14 protein-coding genes and 1 pseudogene are annotated in these 17,131 nt (G+C 70.8%); 10 read left to right on the plus strand and 5 right to left on the minus strand.

The features are described 5' to 3' along the window. Positions 1 to 291 (plus strand): MerR family transcriptional regulator (locus NOD94_RS33880; protein WP_281210031.1); only part of this gene is annotated, 291 nt, incomplete at its 5' end. 7 nt (positions 292 to 298) lie between these two features. Here NOD94_RS33880 and NOD94_RS33885 read toward each other — a convergent pair. Beyond that, positions 299 to 961, minus strand: coding sequence for a response regulator transcription factor (locus NOD94_RS33885; RefSeq protein ID WP_281210032.1), 663 nt, complete (start codon positions 959 to 961; stop codon positions 299 to 301). After that, positions 958 to 2,085, minus strand: coding sequence for a histidine kinase (locus NOD94_RS33890; protein WP_281210033.1), 1,128 nt, complete (start codon positions 2,083 to 2,085; stop codon positions 958 to 960). Before NOD94_RS33890 ends, NOD94_RS33885 begins: the two co-directional genes overlap by 4 nt. A 197-nt stretch (positions 2,086 to 2,282) precedes the next feature. Between NOD94_RS33890 and NOD94_RS33895 the strand changes: the two genes are divergently transcribed. Then, the gene (locus tag NOD94_RS33895; protein ID WP_281210034.1) at positions 2,283 to 2,705 is read left to right on the plus strand and encodes a DUF6223 family protein; all 423 of its coding nucleotides are present in this window, start codon (positions 2,283 to 2,285) and stop codon (positions 2,703 to 2,705) included. 71 nt (positions 2,706 to 2,776) lie between these two features. Here NOD94_RS33895 and NOD94_RS33900 read toward each other — a convergent pair. Continuing rightward, a pseudogene (locus NOD94_RS33900) lies at positions 2,777 to 3,488 on the minus strand (sigma factor-like helix-turn-helix DNA-binding protein); the annotation flags it as partial. 25 nt (positions 3,489 to 3,513) lie between these two features. Between NOD94_RS33900 and NOD94_RS33905 the strand changes: the two are divergent. Next, positions 3,514 to 3,726 carry a hypothetical protein gene (locus tag NOD94_RS33905; RefSeq protein ID WP_281210035.1) on the plus strand — a complete coding sequence of 71 codons (213 nt, stop codon included), beginning with the start codon at positions 3,514 to 3,516 and terminating at the stop codon, positions 3,724 to 3,726. 45 nt (positions 3,727 to 3,771) lie between these two features. Here the strand turns inward: NOD94_RS33905 and NOD94_RS33910 are convergent, their stop codons facing one another. Next, positions 3,772 to 7,566: a hypothetical protein gene (locus tag NOD94_RS33910; protein WP_281210036.1), complete on the minus strand. Its 3,795-nt coding sequence runs from the start codon at positions 7,564 to 7,566 to the stop codon at positions 3,772 to 3,774. Positions 7,567 to 7,753: 187 nt separating this feature from the next. Here NOD94_RS33910 and NOD94_RS33915 point away from each other — a divergent pair, with 187 nt between their 5' ends. Both NOD94_RS33915 and NOD94_RS33920 read left to right on the plus strand, forming a co-directional pair. Next, a complete protein-coding gene (locus NOD94_RS33915) occupies positions 7,754 to 7,933 on the plus strand; it encodes a hypothetical protein (protein ID WP_281210037.1) in 180 nt (59 codons plus the stop codon). Positions 7,934 to 8,136: 203 nt separating this feature from the next. Then, positions 8,137 to 8,265, plus strand: coding sequence for a hypothetical protein (locus NOD94_RS33920; protein ID WP_281210038.1), 129 nt, complete (start codon positions 8,137 to 8,139; stop codon positions 8,263 to 8,265). Between the two features lie 380 nt (positions 8,266 to 8,645). Here the strand turns inward: NOD94_RS33920 and cas3 are convergent, their stop codons facing one another. After that, on the minus strand, positions 8,646 to 11,675 hold the full coding sequence (cas3, locus tag NOD94_RS33925) for a CRISPR-associated helicase Cas3' (RefSeq protein ID WP_281210039.1): 3,030 nt from the start codon (positions 11,673 to 11,675) through the stop codon (positions 8,646 to 8,648). Between the two features lie 143 nt (positions 11,676 to 11,818). Between cas3 and NOD94_RS33930 the strand changes: the two genes are divergently transcribed. The 5 genes from NOD94_RS33930 to NOD94_RS33950 are packed head-to-tail and all read left to right on the plus strand — an operon-like array spanning position 11,819 to position 17,043. Next, positions 11,819 to 13,417 carry a type I-E CRISPR-associated protein Cse1/CasA gene (locus NOD94_RS33930; protein WP_281210040.1) on the plus strand — a complete coding sequence of 533 codons (1,599 nt, stop codon included), beginning with the start codon at positions 11,819 to 11,821 and terminating at the stop codon, positions 13,415 to 13,417. Next, the gene (casB, locus tag NOD94_RS33935) at positions 13,414 to 14,088 is read left to right on the plus strand and encodes a type I-E CRISPR-associated protein Cse2/CasB (RefSeq protein ID WP_281210041.1); all 675 of its coding nucleotides are present in this window, start codon (positions 13,414 to 13,416) and stop codon (positions 14,086 to 14,088) included. Before NOD94_RS33930 ends, casB begins: the two co-directional genes overlap by 4 nt. Continuing rightward, positions 14,085 to 15,482, plus strand: coding sequence for a type I-E CRISPR-associated protein Cas7/Cse4/CasC (locus NOD94_RS33940; protein ID WP_281210042.1), 1,398 nt, complete (start codon positions 14,085 to 14,087; stop codon positions 15,480 to 15,482). Before casB ends, NOD94_RS33940 begins: the two co-directional genes overlap by 4 nt. Continuing rightward, complete coding sequence (cas5e, locus tag NOD94_RS33945) at positions 15,479 to 16,324, plus strand: type I-E CRISPR-associated protein Cas5/CasD (RefSeq protein ID WP_281210043.1); 846 nt, start codon at positions 15,479 to 15,481, stop codon at positions 16,322 to 16,324. Before NOD94_RS33940 ends, cas5e begins: the two co-directional genes overlap by 4 nt. Beyond that, positions 16,321 to 17,043 (plus strand): type I-E CRISPR-associated protein Cas6/Cse3/CasE, encoded by a 723-nt coding sequence (locus NOD94_RS33950; RefSeq protein WP_281210044.1) that lies wholly within the window; start codon positions 16,321 to 16,323, stop codon positions 17,041 to 17,043. The genes cas5e and NOD94_RS33950 overlap by 4 nt, the downstream gene beginning before the upstream one ends. Positions 17,044 to 17,131: the final 88 nt, after the last annotated feature.

The raw sequence follows: 17,131 nt of genomic DNA on the forward strand, positions 1-17,131 counted from the left end.
GACTACCCCGCCTACACCATGGGCCGGGCCGCCGAAATGCTCGGCACCACCCAGGGCTTCCTCCGCGCCATCGGCGACGCCCGCCTCATCACCCCACTCCGCTCAGCCGGAGGACACCGCCGCTACTCCCGCTACCAACTGCGCATCGCCGCCCGCGCCCGCGAACTCGTCGACCAGGGCACACCTGTCGAGGCGGCCTGCCGCATCGTGGTCCTGGAGGACCAGCTGGAGGAAGCCCAACGCATCAATGCCGAACACCGACGCGCTTCCACCGGTCCAGGGTGTTGCTGAGCGGATGTCAGGAGTTGCGTGGGGCTACCAGGCCGGATTCGTAGGCGAGGATCACGAGCTGGGCGCGGTCGCGGGCGTGGAGCTTGGTCATGGCCCGGTTGACGTGGGTTTTCGCGGTCAGCGGGCTGATCACCATGCGGTCCGCGATCTCGTCGTTGGACAGGCCCTGTGCGACCAGTACGACGGCTTCACGTTCGCGGCTGGTCAGTTCTTCCAGCGCCGGCCCCGTGGTGCTGGGGAGTGGCTGGCTGACGTACCGGTTGATCAGCTTGCGGGTGATCGAGGGTGCGAGGAGGGCGTCGCCGCGCGCGGCGACGCGTACAGCGTGCAGGAAGTCCTCCGGCTCGATGTCCTTGACGAGGAATCCGGCGGCCCCGGCGGACAGGGCGTTGAAGACGTATTCGTCCAGGCCGTAGTTGGTGAGGATGACGACGTGCACCCCGCTCAACGCCGGGTCTGCTGCGATGCGCCGGGTCGCCTCGATGCCGTCGAGGACCGGCATCTGGATGTCGATGAGTGCGATGTCGGGCACGTGCTCTCTGGCGAGCTCCAGACCCTCCTGCCCGTTGGCGGCCTCGGCCACGACCTCGATGTCGTCTTCGAGGTCGAGGAACGCGCGGAATCCGCTACGGATGAGCGGCTGGTCGTCGACCAGCAGGACACGGATCACGAGGCACGCTCCACGGGGAGTTCGGCCTGGACGGTGAAGCCACCCTCGTCACGCGGTGCTGCCCGAAGGCGACCGCCGAGGACAGTGACGCGTTCGCGCATCCCGAGCAGTCCCATGCCCGGCACGGGGACGGCGTCTGGTGTGGCCTTGCCGTCGTCATCGACCTGGAGGGCGACAGCGTCCGGGCGGTAGTCGATGTGGACCGATGCCGTGGTGGCGTCCGCGTGACGGGCGATGTTGGTGAGGGACTCCTGGACGATCCGGTAGAGCGTGCGGCCCACCGCGGCCGGCACGTCGTGCTGACGGCCCTGGATCGTCAGGGTCGCCCGCACACCGGTCTTGCCTGCCCGTTCCACCAGTTCGGGGATGTGGTCGAGGCCGTGTGGCGGGGTGGTGTCGTCGTCGCGCAGGGCCTCCAGGGTGGCGCGGAGCTCCCGGGACGCCTCCCGGCCGGCCTCTCGGATGGCCAGCAGGGCCTCCGGGACCTCTTCGCCGCGCTTGCGGGCCACATGGACGGCGGCTTCGGACTGCACCTTGATGACCGAGATCTGGTGGGTGAGCGAATCGTGCAGCTCCCGCGCGATGTGCAGCCGCTCCTCGTCGGCGCGGCGCCGCGCGGTCTCCTCCCGGGTGCGTTCGGCTTCGTCGGCCCGTTGCTCGGCCTGCCGGAGGGCTTCACCGGCAGCTCCGGCGGCGATGAGCCAGGCGATTTGGAGGGCGCCCCGGGCCTGCGCGAACGCCTCGCCCGTGTCGTGCAGGCCCGAGGCGAGGGCCGCGAGGGGGAGCGCGGCCAGTACGGCCACGCTCACCGCCACCGTGACGATGCGGTGTCCGGCCCGCATGGCCGCGTACACCGCGAAGAGGAACGCGACGGCAGCCACGTCGAACCCCGCCGCCTGGTAGCCCACCGCGCAGAGCCCGGTGACGGCGAGGACGGCAACCGGAGCCCGGCGGCCTGCGGCCAGCGCCAAGCCGCCGACCGTCAACAGCACGTAGCCGAGCAGGCCGAGGCCCGTGGCGGAGTGCTGCCCGGACAGCCCGGTGACCAGCAGCGCCCCCGCCACGCCTACGGCGATCAGCCAGTCTCTGACACCGGCCCGAACACGGAACCGTCGTTTGCTCATGCGCGCACCGTAGCCGGAGGCTGCTGCGGGCGAATCCCGCTCGCGGACGAGCGGCCGACTACCACGCGCGCAGTAGCTCCGCGGCACCTGCCGCGTCCGTGGTAGCGCGAAGTGCCTGCGCCTGCGGGACGACCTGCCAGGGGCCCGGCCGACATGCTCGAACCACATCCAGTCGTGGGAAGAGAAGGAGCACCCTGATGTCCGCTCGTCGCCTGTCCGTCGCCTCCGCGACCGCCCTGCTCGCCGGGCTCGGTCTTGCCACACCAGCGCCAGCACATGCCTCGGTCCAGCCGGTCGCTGTCGGCGTCACCGAGTTCAGCCTCGGGAGGCTCGGAGCCACCACCGGCGGGCTGCTGGGGCTGGCCGCGGTGGTCATCGCTGTGCTGGCGTTGACCCGTCCCGCCGGTCGTCTCGGCATCGTCAGCGGTTCTTTCGGGGCCACGGCGGCCGTGGGCTCGGGGGTGATTGCCATGGCTCTCGGCGGGCTGGTCGCGGCCACTGCCGACGGTGGGCTCGGTACCGGCAACGGGCTGGGTGGCGCCTACGTGGCTCTGCTTCTGGGGCTGATCGGCACAGTGCTCGGCTGGCGGGCTCTTTCCCGCTCCCGCCGCACCGGCTGACCCTGCGCGGTCACGCCCTGCCGAGGTAGTAGCAGGGTACGTACGACCGGAAGCCTGGCCGGCCGATCCGGTCACCACGTGGCGATGACCGGCGCGTCGGGTTCGTGCTGCCGCCAGGCCTCGTTGAGGCGCGCGAGTCGGCCCGTTGCGCCTATGCCGCGCAGGGACGCGACCTTCCCGTCACGGACTTCGAACGCCACGGTGCCCACGACCCGGTGGTCGATGACGGCGAGGACGGCCGGGGAGCCGTTGACCAGCGCGAAGTGGAATGTGGGTGAGCCGCCTGCCAGCCGCCGCTTCGCCGGCGTGGGCTTGAAGCCGGCCCGTACGTAGGAGGCGACCTGCTTGGGCGTCTTGTACTGCAAGAGCCGCTTGGCCAGGCCGGCGCCGTCCGAGAGTGCCATCACGTCGTCGGTGAGCAGCGCCACCAGCCGTTCGGTGCGACCGGACGCGGCGGCGGCGAGGAACTCCTCGACGACCCGGCGCGCGGACGCGGGGTCGGCCTCGCCGGTGCGGCGGCGCTCGTCGGCGATCCGGGTCCGGGCCCGGTGGACGTGCTGCTGGCTGGCGGACTCGGTGATGTCGAGGATCTGGGCCATCTCGGCGTGGCTGTAGGAGAACCTCGCGCAGGACGTAGACGGCCCGCTCGACCGGGGTGAGGCGTTCCATCAGGGTCAGTACGGCGAGGGAGACCGATTCGCGTTGCTCGAAGGTGTCGGCCGGGCCGAGCATCGGGTCGCCCTCCAGGAGCGGTTCGGGCAGCCAGGCGCCGGCCGTTCGCTCACATTCCTCGCAGCGGCGGACGTCGATGTGGCTCGCCCGCGCCTGGCCCGATGCCGAGCTGAGCGTCGTCGACAACGCAGGCCGTCTGGGCAGCGACATCATCAGTGTCGCTCCGGTCCTCATCGGCAGCGGTCACCGGCTCTTCGGCGACCTGGCCCAGGACGTTCCGCTGCGCCTGGACACGGTCAAGGACGTCGGCGGCGGGTTCGCGCAGCTGAGCTACACCGTCGAGAAGTAGGAGCCCGCCCGGACGGGTCGGCGGCTGCGGACGGCCGCTGAACCCTTAAGCCGGTTCGAGGCACAGGTGGGCAAAGATGATGTCGCGGAGTCGAGGCACCACAGCGGGAGCGACCTGTGCCAGTACGGGCAGGACGCTGGACCAGTCGGGGCTCTTCAGCGACTCGCGCAGGAACCTGCCGGCCATCCGAACATCGCCTGGGGTGTCGGCCGAAGCAAGCATGGCCAAGGCTCGCAACGCCTGCGTGAACGGGTCTGGGCCCGGCTCGTGAACGGCAGGAACCAACCGCACGGGGACGCGCGCCAGGTGGCTGGCGACCGCGGCGAAGCCGATCGCACGGCGCCTCGGTTCGACCGTGCGGGCCACCGCCCGCCACGCGGCATCGGTGTCGCCGAGCAGTGCGTGAAGGACTCCGAGACCGGCTGCAGGGAACTGTTCCTGGTGACCGATCCGACGCTGACGCGCGAGCCATTCCAACTGGACATCAACGTCCTGGCCCTCGCCCACCCGCAGTACAGCGTCGACGAGGACCGTCCGGGGCACCCACTCCTCTTGTGCTTCGTAGGCGTAGGCCCGCGCGCAGCTGACCGAATCGCTCAGCCTCTCGCGGCAGGCCTCATCCCCCCGGGAGGAAGCGACAAGCAGTGCGCCGAGTTCGCCGAGAAGCCCGGCCAGCCGACGCGGCAGGCTGCTGGTCGCTTCGTATCCTTCCCGTACTTCATCCACGATCGCGCCCGCTGCGGACGGGTCATGGGCAGCCATCCCTTCAGCGACGGCGACGCGTGCCCTTGCCGCGTCCCGCCTCCAGACGTTTCGTCGGGCATGTTCGGTCGGCTTCGTGGTGTCGATCAGGTCCAGCGCCGCATCTCCCTCACCGGCGTGTGCCAGTGCTTGGGCCGCCACCGCCCAGGCTTCGTCTTCGGCAGCTTCCCTCCCGGCACGGGCCACTTCGCAAGCCGCTTCGTGCGCCAGCCGGCGTGCCCCGGCCTCGTGTCCCGCATCGGCGTGGGTCATGGCCATCGCGGACAGGGCGCGGGCTCGGTTACCCGGGCCACTCAATGCGGCGGCAAGGGCCTCGGCGTCCTTGATCGCCCCGTTCCGTAGCAACGTGCCCGCAAAAGCGGGGAGCCACGGCAGGGCGGCTTCGGCCTCCGCGTCGGTTTCCGAGAGGAGAGCGAGGGCCTCGTCCAAGTGCTGCCTGGCCTCCTGCTCCCGGCCCTGGGCCGCGAGGGCTACGGCTACACGGGCCAGTCGCCCTGGCTCGGCTGCGACGTCGCCCTCGTCATCGCCCGGGTCGTGTCCGGAGTGCGCGACGCGGGCGACGATCGAGTCCGCGAAGTCGGCGCCGTCGCGATCCGGGCGCCGGCCCTGTTCCTCGTAGGTGCCACGCAACTCCTCCGGCACACCCTCCAAGAGGGCCCTGACCTCCTCCGGCGACGTTCCGGTGTCGAGCAGTGCCTGTGCGAGTCGTACCAGCGTCAGGCGGAAGCCGAACCCGACATGCGCCCGGTCCGGTGCCGACAGCGAGGAGGGCTTACGGCACGCCCCCTCGATCCGCTGCACCGCCAGTTCGGCCAACGCCCGTGCGTCATCGGGGCGCACGGCGGCCAGAGCTGACGCGGCGAGCGACAGGACGTCGAGGTCTGACAACGTCTGCGAGCGCGCCGCCCCGACCGTACGCGCGTGTTCGAGGATGCGGTGATGGAGGCGTTCCGCCCGGCCGGGGTCGGCCAGGGCGAGCGCCATCCGCAGTTGCACCAGGGCGGCGGGGTCGTCGAGTTCGCTCGAGTCGGCGTGCTCGGCGAGGGCCTCCACGTCCTCTTCCAGTTCGTCCAGAACCTCCGAGGCCAGGGACGGTCGGTGCTTCGACAGCAGGGCCGCCGCCTCCGTCCACGCCTCGCAGCTCGCGGCGCTCAGGCCCCGCGTCCTACGGAGCAACTCGGAGCCGGCCTCCTCCTGCCCCGTCTCGATCAGGGCTACCGCCGCCCTGGCGACGGCGGCCTCGACCTCGTCGTCGCCGGCACCCCACACCGGTGTCTGCCGACGGGCGGTCGTTGCCCACCGCACGGACTCCCGCGCGGCATCCTGTGCCGCGTTCCGGGCTCGGTCGTCGCCTTCGATGCCGGACAGTTCATGTGCTACGTCGGCCAGTGCCAGCGCCTTCGACACCGCGTCGGGGGACTCGAGCGCCAAGGTCGTCGCCCGTCGGGCGTCGCCGAGCCGGGCGAGCGCGCGCGGAACGTCGAGCGGTACCGTGCGGGCCCGCCGGTTGAGGAACGTACGGGACAGGGCGGCTGCGGCCAGGAGGCCGAGGCTTTCCGGACCGTCGTCGGTGGCCGCGCCCTCAACCAGCTCGATGTCCGCGAGAGCGAGGTCCAACCCCAGCCCGGCCACTTGCCGCCGCTGACGGCGCGGATCGAGCACCAGGCCGGCCAGCCGGTCGACGTCACCGCTCTCCCGCAGCAGGCGGGGATAGCCGGCCAGGAGGTAGTTCGGGGTGCCCTCGGGCCACCCCTGCTCGCGGTAGCGGTCCGCCCAGGCGTGCAGCCGTCCCTCGTATTCCGCCAGCCCGGCTGGGCCGAAGTTCTCGGAGGCCACGCGCCGCAGCTCGTCGTGTGCGAGTACGTACGTCCGCAGCGCGGGGTTGTCGCCCCAGACAGGGCCGCTCAGGGCGAGGTGCCCCGACACGTCCGGGCGCATGCTGCGGCCCGCGACGCTGCCCAACAAGTCTACGACGTCGTACGGCAGGGTCGCGGCCCCCATCAGGTGGGCCAGGTCCTCGCCGCTGAGAGGGCCCCGGGCCGCGGTCAGCAGGGCGAGCAGGGGGCGGCCCATCTCGCGGTTCTTGAGGAGTGTGGCCAGGTCTCGCGTGACCATGTCCCGGATGACAGTGGCCGCAGGGGAGGCCGTCAGCCGCCGTACGACGGCAGAGTCACGAAGCGGGTGGTCTTCGGGCACGTCGATCGGCAGAGGCGGGTGCTCCCGCCCGGCCACCACCACGCGCATGCCCGGCGGGAGTGCTTTCGGCAGCATCGCGGCGATGCTCAGGCCACCGTCCTGTGGGGCGGCGGCTTCGTCCAGGCCGTCGACGACGAGCAGCAGGGTGCGGCCGAGGTCGCTGCTGGCCCGGGCGGCCGCTTCGTAGAGGGCTTCCAGGCCCGACGGCGCACGCTTGCCGACCACGGCCGCGAGTTGCCGGCACATCGTCGTACGGAAGGTGTCGGGGTGGTCGGTGCCGAGGCGCCTGGCGACGAAGTACGGGACGACATCGACCCCGGCGGGCCGGAACGGCAGCACGAACCAGGCCAGGAGGGCGGATTTCCCGGCCCAAGGTCCCGCCTGCAGGAAGGCGTAGGTCGGGGCTGGGGCGTGGCGGTCGGTGGTGAAGGCCGACAGCGCGTTCAAGTCGTCGAGGCGGCCCTCGAAGTCCCGGGGTAAGAAGTGCTGCCGTACCTGGGCCTCGTCACCGTAGAAGCGGCCCTTGGAGTCCATGTGGATCCGAGGGCCGGAGCCTCCCTGTCGGGACCTTCGCCGGTGATCGGCAGCGTCGAGGAGGGACTTCCAGTGCGTCTTACTGTGGGGCCGGTAGTCCGGCGAGACCTCGGCAGCCTCGGTTTCCAGGTACTTGACCAGAGCCCAGAACGTGGGCTGGTGCTGATCCGATACCGAGCCCTTCTTGCGCCAGTCGCTGATGGTGCGGTCCGAGACCTTGAAGCCGCGTGCCGACAGTGTCTCGGCGAGCTTGCTCTGGGTGAACGTGCTGCGGCGGCTTCCGCGTGCTGCCTCGTACAGGCTCTCCAGGGCACGCGCGAGTTCCGACATCTGCGCCTCGTCGCTCAACCCGCAACCCCTGACCGCCGTGTCCGGAACTTCGCCGGAAACTTTCTTCTGCCCTTCTGAACAGGCTACTTAGGCCCGATCCGGCTGTCCGGACATCGCCGGAAGAGCTCCGGTCGCGGAACGTCTGAGGTACCGAAAGCCCGGCGGTCAGAACGCCGGGCAGACCCGAAGCAAGGGGGACCCCACGATGTCCGTACTGCCGTCCGTACTCCACGACGGAGCCGCACTCGCCGCCGCGACCGGCCTCACCTACGCCGGCGCCATCGTCACTGTCGCCGCCGCCTCGGTCCTCGCCCGCAGCCCCGAGCGCCGCCGGGACGCCAGGGCGACGCTGACGATCCTGATGCGGCGCCGCCCGCCGCGCTGATCGAGCTCGCAGGCCCAAGATCTCCGAGTTCCAAGAAAAGTTGGAACTCGGAGTAGTTGGGCTCTTCGTGTTCATCGAGGCGAAACGGCCTCCGCCGGAGCTCGATTCGTGTCACTCTGGTTCTGAGACGCGCTTCACCGCGCCTCCTGCATGGGAGCACCCCGGCGACCCTCGTCGGGGCGCGTTGATGCGGGAGGCAGCAGATGAAACGCCGATTAGCTGAGCGACTGCATGAGCTCAAGCCCTTTGAGCTCGCCGTGATGGGTGTCTTGTGGCTGGTGCTGGAGATCGTCTCCGCGGTGCTCGCCAAGCTTGTGGACACCCTGTGGTGAAGGTTGTTACCCGGCGTCTCTTACTCGCCGGGTAACAACCTCCTGTAGCCGCTCCTAGGTCCGTGCCTCGCGCCAACGAGGCACGGACCATTGAGTAGGAGGGCCGTTCGGGAGTGGTCCAATACCAGACTACGAGCGTAGAGCAGGTGGTCGAATGTCACCACGGGCCTTTCCCGATGACACCGGTCGTACTGCTCGACTTGTTGGTGCTGCATCGTTCAACGGCGATATTCTCAGGGCCGCTGCACTACTCCCCGCCTGAGCGGGGATGGACCGTCGGACATGTTCGGGCTACGACCCGATCTCCCCCGCACACGCGGGGATGGACCCCGTTACGAGCAGAGTCCCGAATGCCCCGCCCGCGCGGGGACGGAGGCGACTCATGTCCTCGACAGGCCCGTCACGGGGTCGTACCGGACCCGGCCTGCCGGGCCGGTCACGCACCTGCCCGCCGCGTCGAAGAGGGCCACGTGGCTCCGGTCGAGCGGCGGGTGGCCGGGCGGTGTCGGCCAGGTGTGCGCTGCCGGTAGCGGGCGAGCACCGTCGAACCAGTGGGCCGGGAAGGCCAGGGTGTTGAGGAGCAGGCCGCGGTCCTGGCGGCGCCGCGCGCTGGTTCCGGGGCGTGCGCCGGTTTCCACCGGCAGGGTGCCCTCCACGTCATACGTGAGCCGGTCCCCGTGCTGGTAGAGGCAGACCACTCCGACCGAGGGATCGCCGAGCCGGGACAGGGCACGGAACTGTGGTGTGCCTCCCTCGTCGCCCGCGCCGTTGTCGCGTCCCGAGGCGAGGTCCCACACCTCCGCCGGCACCCGTCGCGCGCCCCGGTAGGGGTGCAGGGCTCGTTGCGCCGACTCTCCCCCCTCCTGCTGAAGCGCGTCCTGCCACGCGTCCCACGTACGCGCGAGGAGCTCTCCCCATGCTCCGTCCGCCTCCTGTCGGGGGCCGTACACGGACTCCACGAGTTCGGCACTGTCCATCGGTGTCGCGAAACCGCTGTGTCCGTCCGCTTGCCGTGTGATCAGCGTGCGGTACGTCGCCGCCAGCGTGTACGGGGCGTAGACGAGGCCGTCCGCGTTGCCCATCGCGCTATGCCCGGCAGGCTCCACCAGGGGCAGCCCGTCGAGAAGCGGATCAGGACGGTAGAGGACGACCATCCTCGCCGCCGAGTATCCCGACCCCTGCGTGACTTCGCCACACCAGGCCGGACGTCCCGGGTCGTTGGCGCGGTGGCGGTGCTGGCGGCCGCGCCGCTGGATCAGTAGGTCGATCGGCGCGAGGTCCGACACGAGGTGGTCGAAGTCGAGGTCCAGGGACTGCTCGATGACCTGGGTCGCGATCACCAACAGCCTGCCGGGGCGATCCGGATTCGGCATGCCCGCCCGCCGGAGCTCGGGATCGGTGGCCGGCCCGAGCATCGCCGTGAGCCGCTCTTCCAGCGGTTGGCGGTCACGCGGCAGCATCCGGCCGTGCAGGAGCACCACGTCCTCGGGATCCCAGCCGTACCGCTTCGCCTGCGCCCGAGCCTCTTCGTGGAGCGCGACGGCCGTGTCCACCCGGGTCCGGACCACGCCGACGCATCCTCCGTCCCGGGCCTGTTCGAGGAGTTGGGCAGCGAGCTCCTGCGGACCGGGGTCCGCTTCGAGGATGACCGTCGTTCGGAGTGACTCCACTTCGTCCGGTGCGGGCCCTCCCCTGCGGACGCGGCCCGCACCGTCGACGACGGTGATCGGTCCCGGCTCTCCCGGATCGTCCAGGGCGACGCGAAGCCCCGTACCCCAGGCCTCGGTCAGGGCGGTCCGTACGGCAGCGGGGAGGGTGGCGGACAGGACGATGACGGATGCCCCCGCGTCGGCCAGCCATTCCACGGCCGCGCCGAGCAACTGCTGTTGGTAGAGCTCGTAGGCGTGCGCCTCGTCGATGACGACGATCTTGCAGGCGAGGCCGAAGGTCCGCAGGAACCAGTGGCGTGAGGGCTGGGCTGCCAGGACGACCTGGTCGACCGTGCCGATACCGAAGGTCGCCACGAGTCCGAGGCAACGTCGCAGGTACCAGGGGTCCAGGACGACGCGGGTGGATGTTGTGTGGTGGCCGTACGACGGCCCGTCGTGCCCGTCGTCCGGTCCGTCGCAGGCATGGGCGTCGAGGACGTGCTGTACGGACCCGGCCAGATCGTCGGCTGCGCCCGAGCCTTCCTCGGTTCCGGGCGCGGGTGCACGGGCGGCGTCGACGAGCCGGTGGACGAGGTCGGTCGCGCCGGCGGCTCCGTGGACCAGCGCCATGTTGACCGTGTCCGCCTCCACCGCCCCGGGGAGGAAACCCTCGACCTCCGCAGCAGCCTGGTGCGTCGCCGCCCGGGTGGGCATGGCCAGGTACACACCCTGGTAGCCGTTGCGGGCCGCCAGTTGGTGGGCGCACCACAGGGCCAAGCGGGTCTTGCCGGACCCGGTGTCCGATTCGACGATGACCAGGGCCTGTCCGCGCTCGGGCAGGAGTCGCATGGCGTCCGCCTGGAATCGCCGCGGCGTCGTGCCGGGCCACAGCCGCCCCCAGTCGGCGGGCCCCGGCCGCCATCGATCCAGCCCCAGGGCGGTGACCGCTTCCGTTGCCCGCCTGCCTGACCGCTGCCACAGCTCCGAGGGGTCGTCGGTGGGGCGGGCGTAGGGGAAACGACGCGTGTCCGAGGCGATCCAGTCGCTGAGGACGACCAGCCCCGCGAACAGGACGAGCGTGCTGGGGCGGGCCGATGGGAGCTGCCGTACCAGCGAGGGCAGCGCCGCGAGGTCGACTCCGAGTCGGTCGGCGACGACGTCCACCAGCGCGAGCCGTACGGCGTCCCATGCGGTTCCCCCCGCCGCCCCGTAAGCGCGCTTGATGGATGCGGGTTTGGGGAGGTGGCCGTGGTGGCCGCCCAGACAGGCGGCGGCCACGTACAGGCCACGGTGCTCTTGGGCCAGGCATTCGGTGCCGTCGCCCGTGCCCGGGCAGCGGCAGCCGAGCAGGGTCGGCAGTGTCAGGGTCGTGAGGTGTTCGTGCCGGGCGTTATGGATTCCCGTCCATGTCGTGGGGAGGGGAAGTCCCGCGGCGCGGGCCTGGTCCTCCCACAGTCCGCGTTCCCGGCGCATCCGGTCGGTGGCTCCGCGTCCGCTCCCGAACCGACCGGTGAACGCGGGCGAGCACTTTCCCAGGTCGTGCAGGGCGGCGAGAAAGGCCACTGTGTCCCGCGCCAACCGGCGGTCACCGGCGCCGAAACCGTCGGTGAGGCGATCTCGTGCCGGGTCGGGAAGGTAGCGATCCCAAAGTTCGAGCGCCACTGCGCCGGTGTCCAGCAGGTGCGCGACCAGTGGATTCCACGCGGGCCCGCCGACCTCGGTCGACAGCCCGTCGCGATCGGTTTTGCCCCAACTCCACATCCAAGGAAGGTCCTTGGGATTCCGCAAACCTGTCATACCGCCCTAATTCGCGTGCTAGGTTCCTGCCTCATTCCAGCAAGAAACCGTTATGAGCAGAGAGCAAACGATGCATCTTGGCTGAATCACACTCTCCGCCTCGCGGGGTGGCCCACCCCCAGTGGGACCCTCGACAACAAGCATGTGCCGAGGCACTGACACTGAAGGGCGAGAGGGTCGAGCGGAGTTTGATCGGCCTCCTGGAGGAAGCCGACGACCTGCGCTCGGTGAGCGGATCCACCCCGGGTGAACAGGTCGCCCTCCTCGAATACCTTCTGGCCATCTGCTACGCCTCCGAGACCTATCCGGCCACGAACACCGAGTGGCGCGACTGGATCGAGGACCGTCACTCACTCGGTCAAGCCGCCCGATGGCTCGCCGACCGGCCGGAGACCGAGATCTGGGACCTGTTCCACCCCAGCGAACCGCTCGGCCAGAACTCGCTCCTTGCGCCCTATCTCGACCAGCGCGGGGCAGGACCGGCGCAGGTCGTCATCGAGCACGCGGGCGACTACAACCAGTTCTTCGACCACCACCACCTCGAACACCCGCAGCCGTTGTCCCCCGCCGAAGCGTTCCGGGCCATGCTCACCCAGCACGTATACGGTCCGGCCGGCCGCGCGAGGATCTCGGGCAAGGAAACCCTCGGGCCCACGATCACGAATCTGGCCGTCGGCCGGCTCAGCGGCCGCATCCGGGTGCTCGCTCTCGGCTCGACCCTCGGCGAGACCCTTCGGTTGAACCTGATGCCCTCCGCCGACCTCCCCGGGGAATTCAACCGCTCCTGGACCGGCGGGAACCAACCACGGCGGGGCTTCCGGACGAAGCCGGCCGGCCGCCCCGTGAGCGGCCCGGCGGACCTCCACAGCGCGCTGGGCCGGTCCATCCTGATGCGGCCGACCGTCGACCCGCAATCGGGCACCGTCGTGGTGGACCGGGTACTGATGGGCGCCGGCGAGCTGCTTTCCCTCCAGCCGGTGCACCTCCAGGACGCCGTGTACGCCAAGACCGCCCAAGGGGTCAAGAAGCCGCTCTGGCCGTCGGCGGCCCGCGCCTTTTGGCGCGACGCGCACGCCCTGTACGCCGCCGTCGCGGACGCCGAGAACCCGGATCACGCCGACCAACGCATGGACCTCTACCAACGCCTCGCGCTCTTCCCCGGCCCCGACGCGCTCCGCGGAGCGGACAGCCCGCCGGTCCGGAAGATCCGGCTCTGGGCCGTGGGTCTCGTGGCCAAGCAGACCACCGCCATCACCTGGGTCTCCGGTGTCTTCCCGTTCGCGCCCGGCATGGGTGCGGCGCTGTGGCACGCGTCGACGAGGGGGTCGCGGGTGGCCGAGTACGTCGCCACGAGCTTGGGCAGGGCCGCTTACACGGCCTGGGAAATCGCGTACCCGAACCCGAAGCCGTCCGACAAAGCCGGTCAGATCGCGCGCTTCGACGCCCGGTGGAGGCACTGGGAGGCGGCCGAGGATCCGTTCCACGTCCTGCTGGAGGAGACGGCCGCCCGAGAACCGGTGGACGAGTGCCTCCTCGACTACGCGTCCACCCTCACCGAGCAGGCTCGCAGATTCCTGGCCAAAACCCTCGACTCACTGCCGCGGAACTCCCAGGGCTTCCAGGCACGCGCCGCGGCCCTGCGTCGCTTCGAGGACGAGCTGGCGAGTCTGAAGGCCCCGGCCGAACTCCATGGGGAGAAAGCATGAGCACGGAAACCGAGCCCGAGAGCGGTGCCGCAACCGAAGAGGAGAACGTGTCCGGAGCCGCGATCCCCTCCCCACGCGCATGGGAGGAGAAGAACCCCAGCGAGCGCCTGACCGCCTGGCTCACCTCCCTGGTACGCAACCGGGAGTACGGACAGCTCGCGGAACTGCGCCGGCCGCGCGTACGTACGAACACCCGCATCAGGGCGGGCTGGTTCGACCCCGACCGCCGCGAGGTCTTCGAGGAGGTGGCGTTCCTGTTCGCCGTCTACCACCGGGGCGCGTCAAGGCCGTCGTACGGATTCGGCAGCCTCGGCGCGGCCACGCGTCGGATCGGTGGCGGCGCCGGACGGGGCCCGGGTGATCCCGGAGCGAGCAGGCTCATCGACCGGATCGTCTCCAGCCGACGCATTCCCTGGCGCCACCTCCAGCACGCCATCGCCCGGCTGCGCTCCTGCGAGCAGGCACCACCCAACTGGACACAGCTCGCGGACGACCTCGGTCGCTGGAACGACCGCAAGGCCGACATCGCCAACGGCTGGGCCGTCGACTTCCACGAGCCGTCGTTCCGGTCCGGCAAGAACGCCCCGACGGCCGACGAGACCTCAGGTCCGCCGGCTGACATGACCGCAGACATCACTGCTGACACGATCAAGAAGGGCACCACCAAGTGACCGCTCCCGCCTCCGCTGCCGGCCCGTACCTCTCCCTCCACCTCCTGGAAACGCTCGTCGCGGTGCTGCCCGTCAGGGACGAGAACGGCTCCCCGAAGTCGATCGTCTACGGCGGCGCGGAACGCCACATGATCACGAGTCAGGCTCGGCGGCGCGCGGAACGGGTCCACGCCCGTGACCGCGCCAACGCGGGCGTCGGCGCTCTGGCCGGACACAGCACGGGGACCCGTACCCGCGAGTGGGCCTTGATCACCGCTCGCGCCCTGGCCTCCGAGCACGGCTGGGACAAGGACGAGGCGGTCCGGGCGGCCCGCGCGGTCATCGAGGCGACGGGGCTCAAGTTCGGCGACCCCGCCAAGAAGACCGTGGCCAACCTGACCAAGGTGCTTCTCTTCGCACCGTCCGATGCGGGCGCCCGCATCGCTGCTCACATCGCGGAAAACGACGAGGCGATCAGGGCCTGGACGGACACCTACGCGGCCGCGCAGACGGCCGCCGCAAAGCCCAAGCGGGGCAGGAAGGCCGCCGGGCCGGCCGATCCGGAGGTCCCCGAGGGCACGGAAGCCCCGGAAGCCGAAGGCGCGGCCGACGCCAAGTCGCTGCCCCCGCTGCCGAACGGGACGCGCGCCGCGGTCCTCACCGCCCTCGCCCCCCGCGACGCGATCGACATCGCCCTTTACGGACGCTTCCTCGCCGAGATCGCCGACTCCCCCAACGTGGACGGCGCCGTCCAGACCAGCCACGCGTTCACCGTCCACGAGGCCGAACAGCTCGACGACTTCTACGCCGCCGCGGACGACGCCAAGCTCGATCGTAAGAAGAACGCACTGGACTTCCTCGACTCGACGGACGACGCGGGCGCCGGCATGACCGGCTACCAGTCCCTCATCTCCGGCACCTTCTACCGGCACGCCGTACTCGACCGCCGCAAGCTGCGCAGGAACCTGGAAGCGGCCGGGATGACCGCCGAGGAGGCGGAGCGGGTGTCGATCGCCGCCGAGGCCGAGTTCGTCAATGCCTTCGTGGACGCCTTCCCCGAGGCGAAGAAGAACTCCACCGCCTCCACCGGCAGCCTGCCCGCACTGGTACTCGCCTTCGAAGGGCACCGGCCCTACAACTACGCGGCAGCCTTCCAGCGCCCCATCGACGAGAGCCCGGTGGTCGAGAAGGACAAGGCCCGCGGCGCCGGCGAGGCCCGCAAGGGAGGCGACGGCCCGGCCGGTCCGGCAGCGGTGGAGCGGCTGATCGCGCACCACGTGTTCGTCAGCGGCCGCCGCGACGACATCACGACCGGCCGCGTACTCACGTACGACCCCCACATCGAGGAGCTCCTGGACGGGCTGAAGGAACTCGGCGCCACCAAGGTGACGTCCATCAAGGGGCTGACGACGTGACGCACGTCCTTCTCCTCCGGCTCGCCGCCCCCCTCCAGTCCTGGGGGGCGGTGTCCCGCTTCTCGCGCCGCGACAGCCACAGCAGGCCCACCAAGTCAGCGGTGGTCGGCCTGTGCGCCGCCGCCCTCGGCCGGGACCGAACGGAACCGATCGACGACCTCGCCGCGCTGGAGTTCGGTGTCCGCGCCGACCACCCCGGCACCCCCGTACGCGACTACCACTCCGTCGGCGCGGGCCGGTACCCGCTGCGCCCGCGCGACCTCATCACCGACCACCGTCGCGCCGCCGCCGTCTCGGCGAGCACCGACGCGGCCACCGGCGACACCTTCGGCCACCACGAACTGGCCGGCTGGTACGGAGCACCGAAGAAGATCGCGACCGACCCGGTCTCGGGCGGCCTGGTCTCCGGCGAGCTGTCGCGCACGGCCTTGATCACCGAACGCTGGTACCTGTCCGACGCCGCCTTCGTCGTCGGTCTCCAGCACGCGGACGAGGCATGGCTCGCGGAGATCGCCCACGCCCTGGAACACCCGCTTCAGCTCCTGTGGCTGGGCCGCAAGTCCTGTCCGCCCTCCGGCACGATCGCCGGGGACATCCTGCCCGGCACGCTCTCGGAGGCCTTCGCCGCCAAGCAACTCCTGCCCCGCCAGGATGACGTGGTGCCCGGCCCAGGACGCCCCTGGGCCTGGATCCAGACGCCCGCCGACGATCCCGGTGCCTCACCCGTCAACGACCAGCCGGTCAGCTTCCATCCGGCCCGCCGGGCCCACACCACGCGGTGGGAGATCCGTACCCGCGTCGCCATCGCCCCGACCGCCACCGAATGGAACATTTTCCATTGACCACCAAGCGCGCCACGGCTGCCCGTTTCGTCACCACACATTCCGTCCTGACCCTGGACGCCCGCCACCCGTTCGCCGCGAAGTCCCTCGTGGACGCCCAGGAAATGCACCGGACCGTGATGAGCGGATTCCGCGGCTGGGTCGAGGACGGCGACCCGGCCGCCCGCTCCCACATGGGCGTTCTGTCGACGTGGTCGGTCGACCTCAAAGCGGCCGCTCTCGTCCTGGTCGTCCAGTCGCGGGTGCCGGGTGACTGGAGCCGCATCCCCCGAGCGGCCCTCACCGGCAAGCCGCACGTCCTCACCGTCGACCGCACCTACAAGGTGGGCGAGACCGTCGGCTTCCGTACGGTCGTGAACCCGACCCGAAGCAGGCCCGCGGGCAAGCCCACTTCCGAGAAGGTTCGCGGGACGCGCATCGCCCACACGAACCCGGAGCACGTGAAGGGCTGGTTCCTACGACGCCTCCAAGGCGAAACCGAGCCGGCGACCGCCGTGGACGGCGTCCTCCGCATAGGCGCCACGACGGAACCCGACGCCCTTGGCATCCGCATGTTGCCGACCATTTCCAGCGCCGACCGGCACAAGGGCCTGCGTATCAGCCGAGCTGAAATCCGCGGCAACCTCGTGGTCACCGACCCGGAAGCCCTGGTCACGACCCTGACCAACGGCCTGGGCCATGCCCGCGCCTACAGCTGCGGCCTCGTCCTCACCCGTTGAAACCGGTCCGTCGTGGGGGGGGGGGGGGGGGGGGGGGGGGGGGGGGGGGGGGGGGGGGGGGGGGGGGGGGGGGGGGGGGGGGGGGGGG

The organism is Streptomyces sp. Isolate_45 (genome assembly GCF_024721315.2).
Lineage (GTDB): Bacteria > Actinomycetota > Actinomycetes > Streptomycetales > Streptomycetaceae > Streptomyces.

Excerpts from the sequence above, each read along its gene's own strand:
- NOD94_RS33890 (WP_281210033.1), bottom strand. The coding sequence starts at position 2,085 with ATGAGCAAACGACGGTTCCGTGTTCGGGCCGGTGTCAGAGACTGGCTG.
- NOD94_RS33895 (WP_281210034.1), top strand. The coding sequence starts at position 2,283 with ATGTCCGCTCGTCGCCTGTCCGTCGCCTCCGCGACCGCCCTGCTCGCC.
- NOD94_RS33905 (WP_281210035.1), top strand. The coding sequence starts at position 3,514 with ATGTGGCTCGCCCGCGCCTGGCCCGATGCCGAGCTGAGCGTCGTCGAC.
- NOD94_RS33915 (WP_281210037.1), top strand. The coding sequence starts at position 7,754 with ATGTCCGTACTGCCGTCCGTACTCCACGACGGAGCCGCACTCGCCGCC.
- NOD94_RS33920 (WP_281210038.1), top strand. The coding sequence starts at position 8,137 with ATGAAACGCCGATTAGCTGAGCGACTGCATGAGCTCAAGCCCTTTGAG.
- cas3 (WP_281210039.1), bottom strand. The coding sequence starts at position 11,675 with ATGTGGAGTTGGGGCAAAACCGATCGCGACGGGCTGTCGACCGAGGTC.
- casB (WP_281210041.1), top strand. The coding sequence starts at position 13,414 with ATGAGCACGGAAACCGAGCCCGAGAGCGGTGCCGCAACCGAAGAGGAG.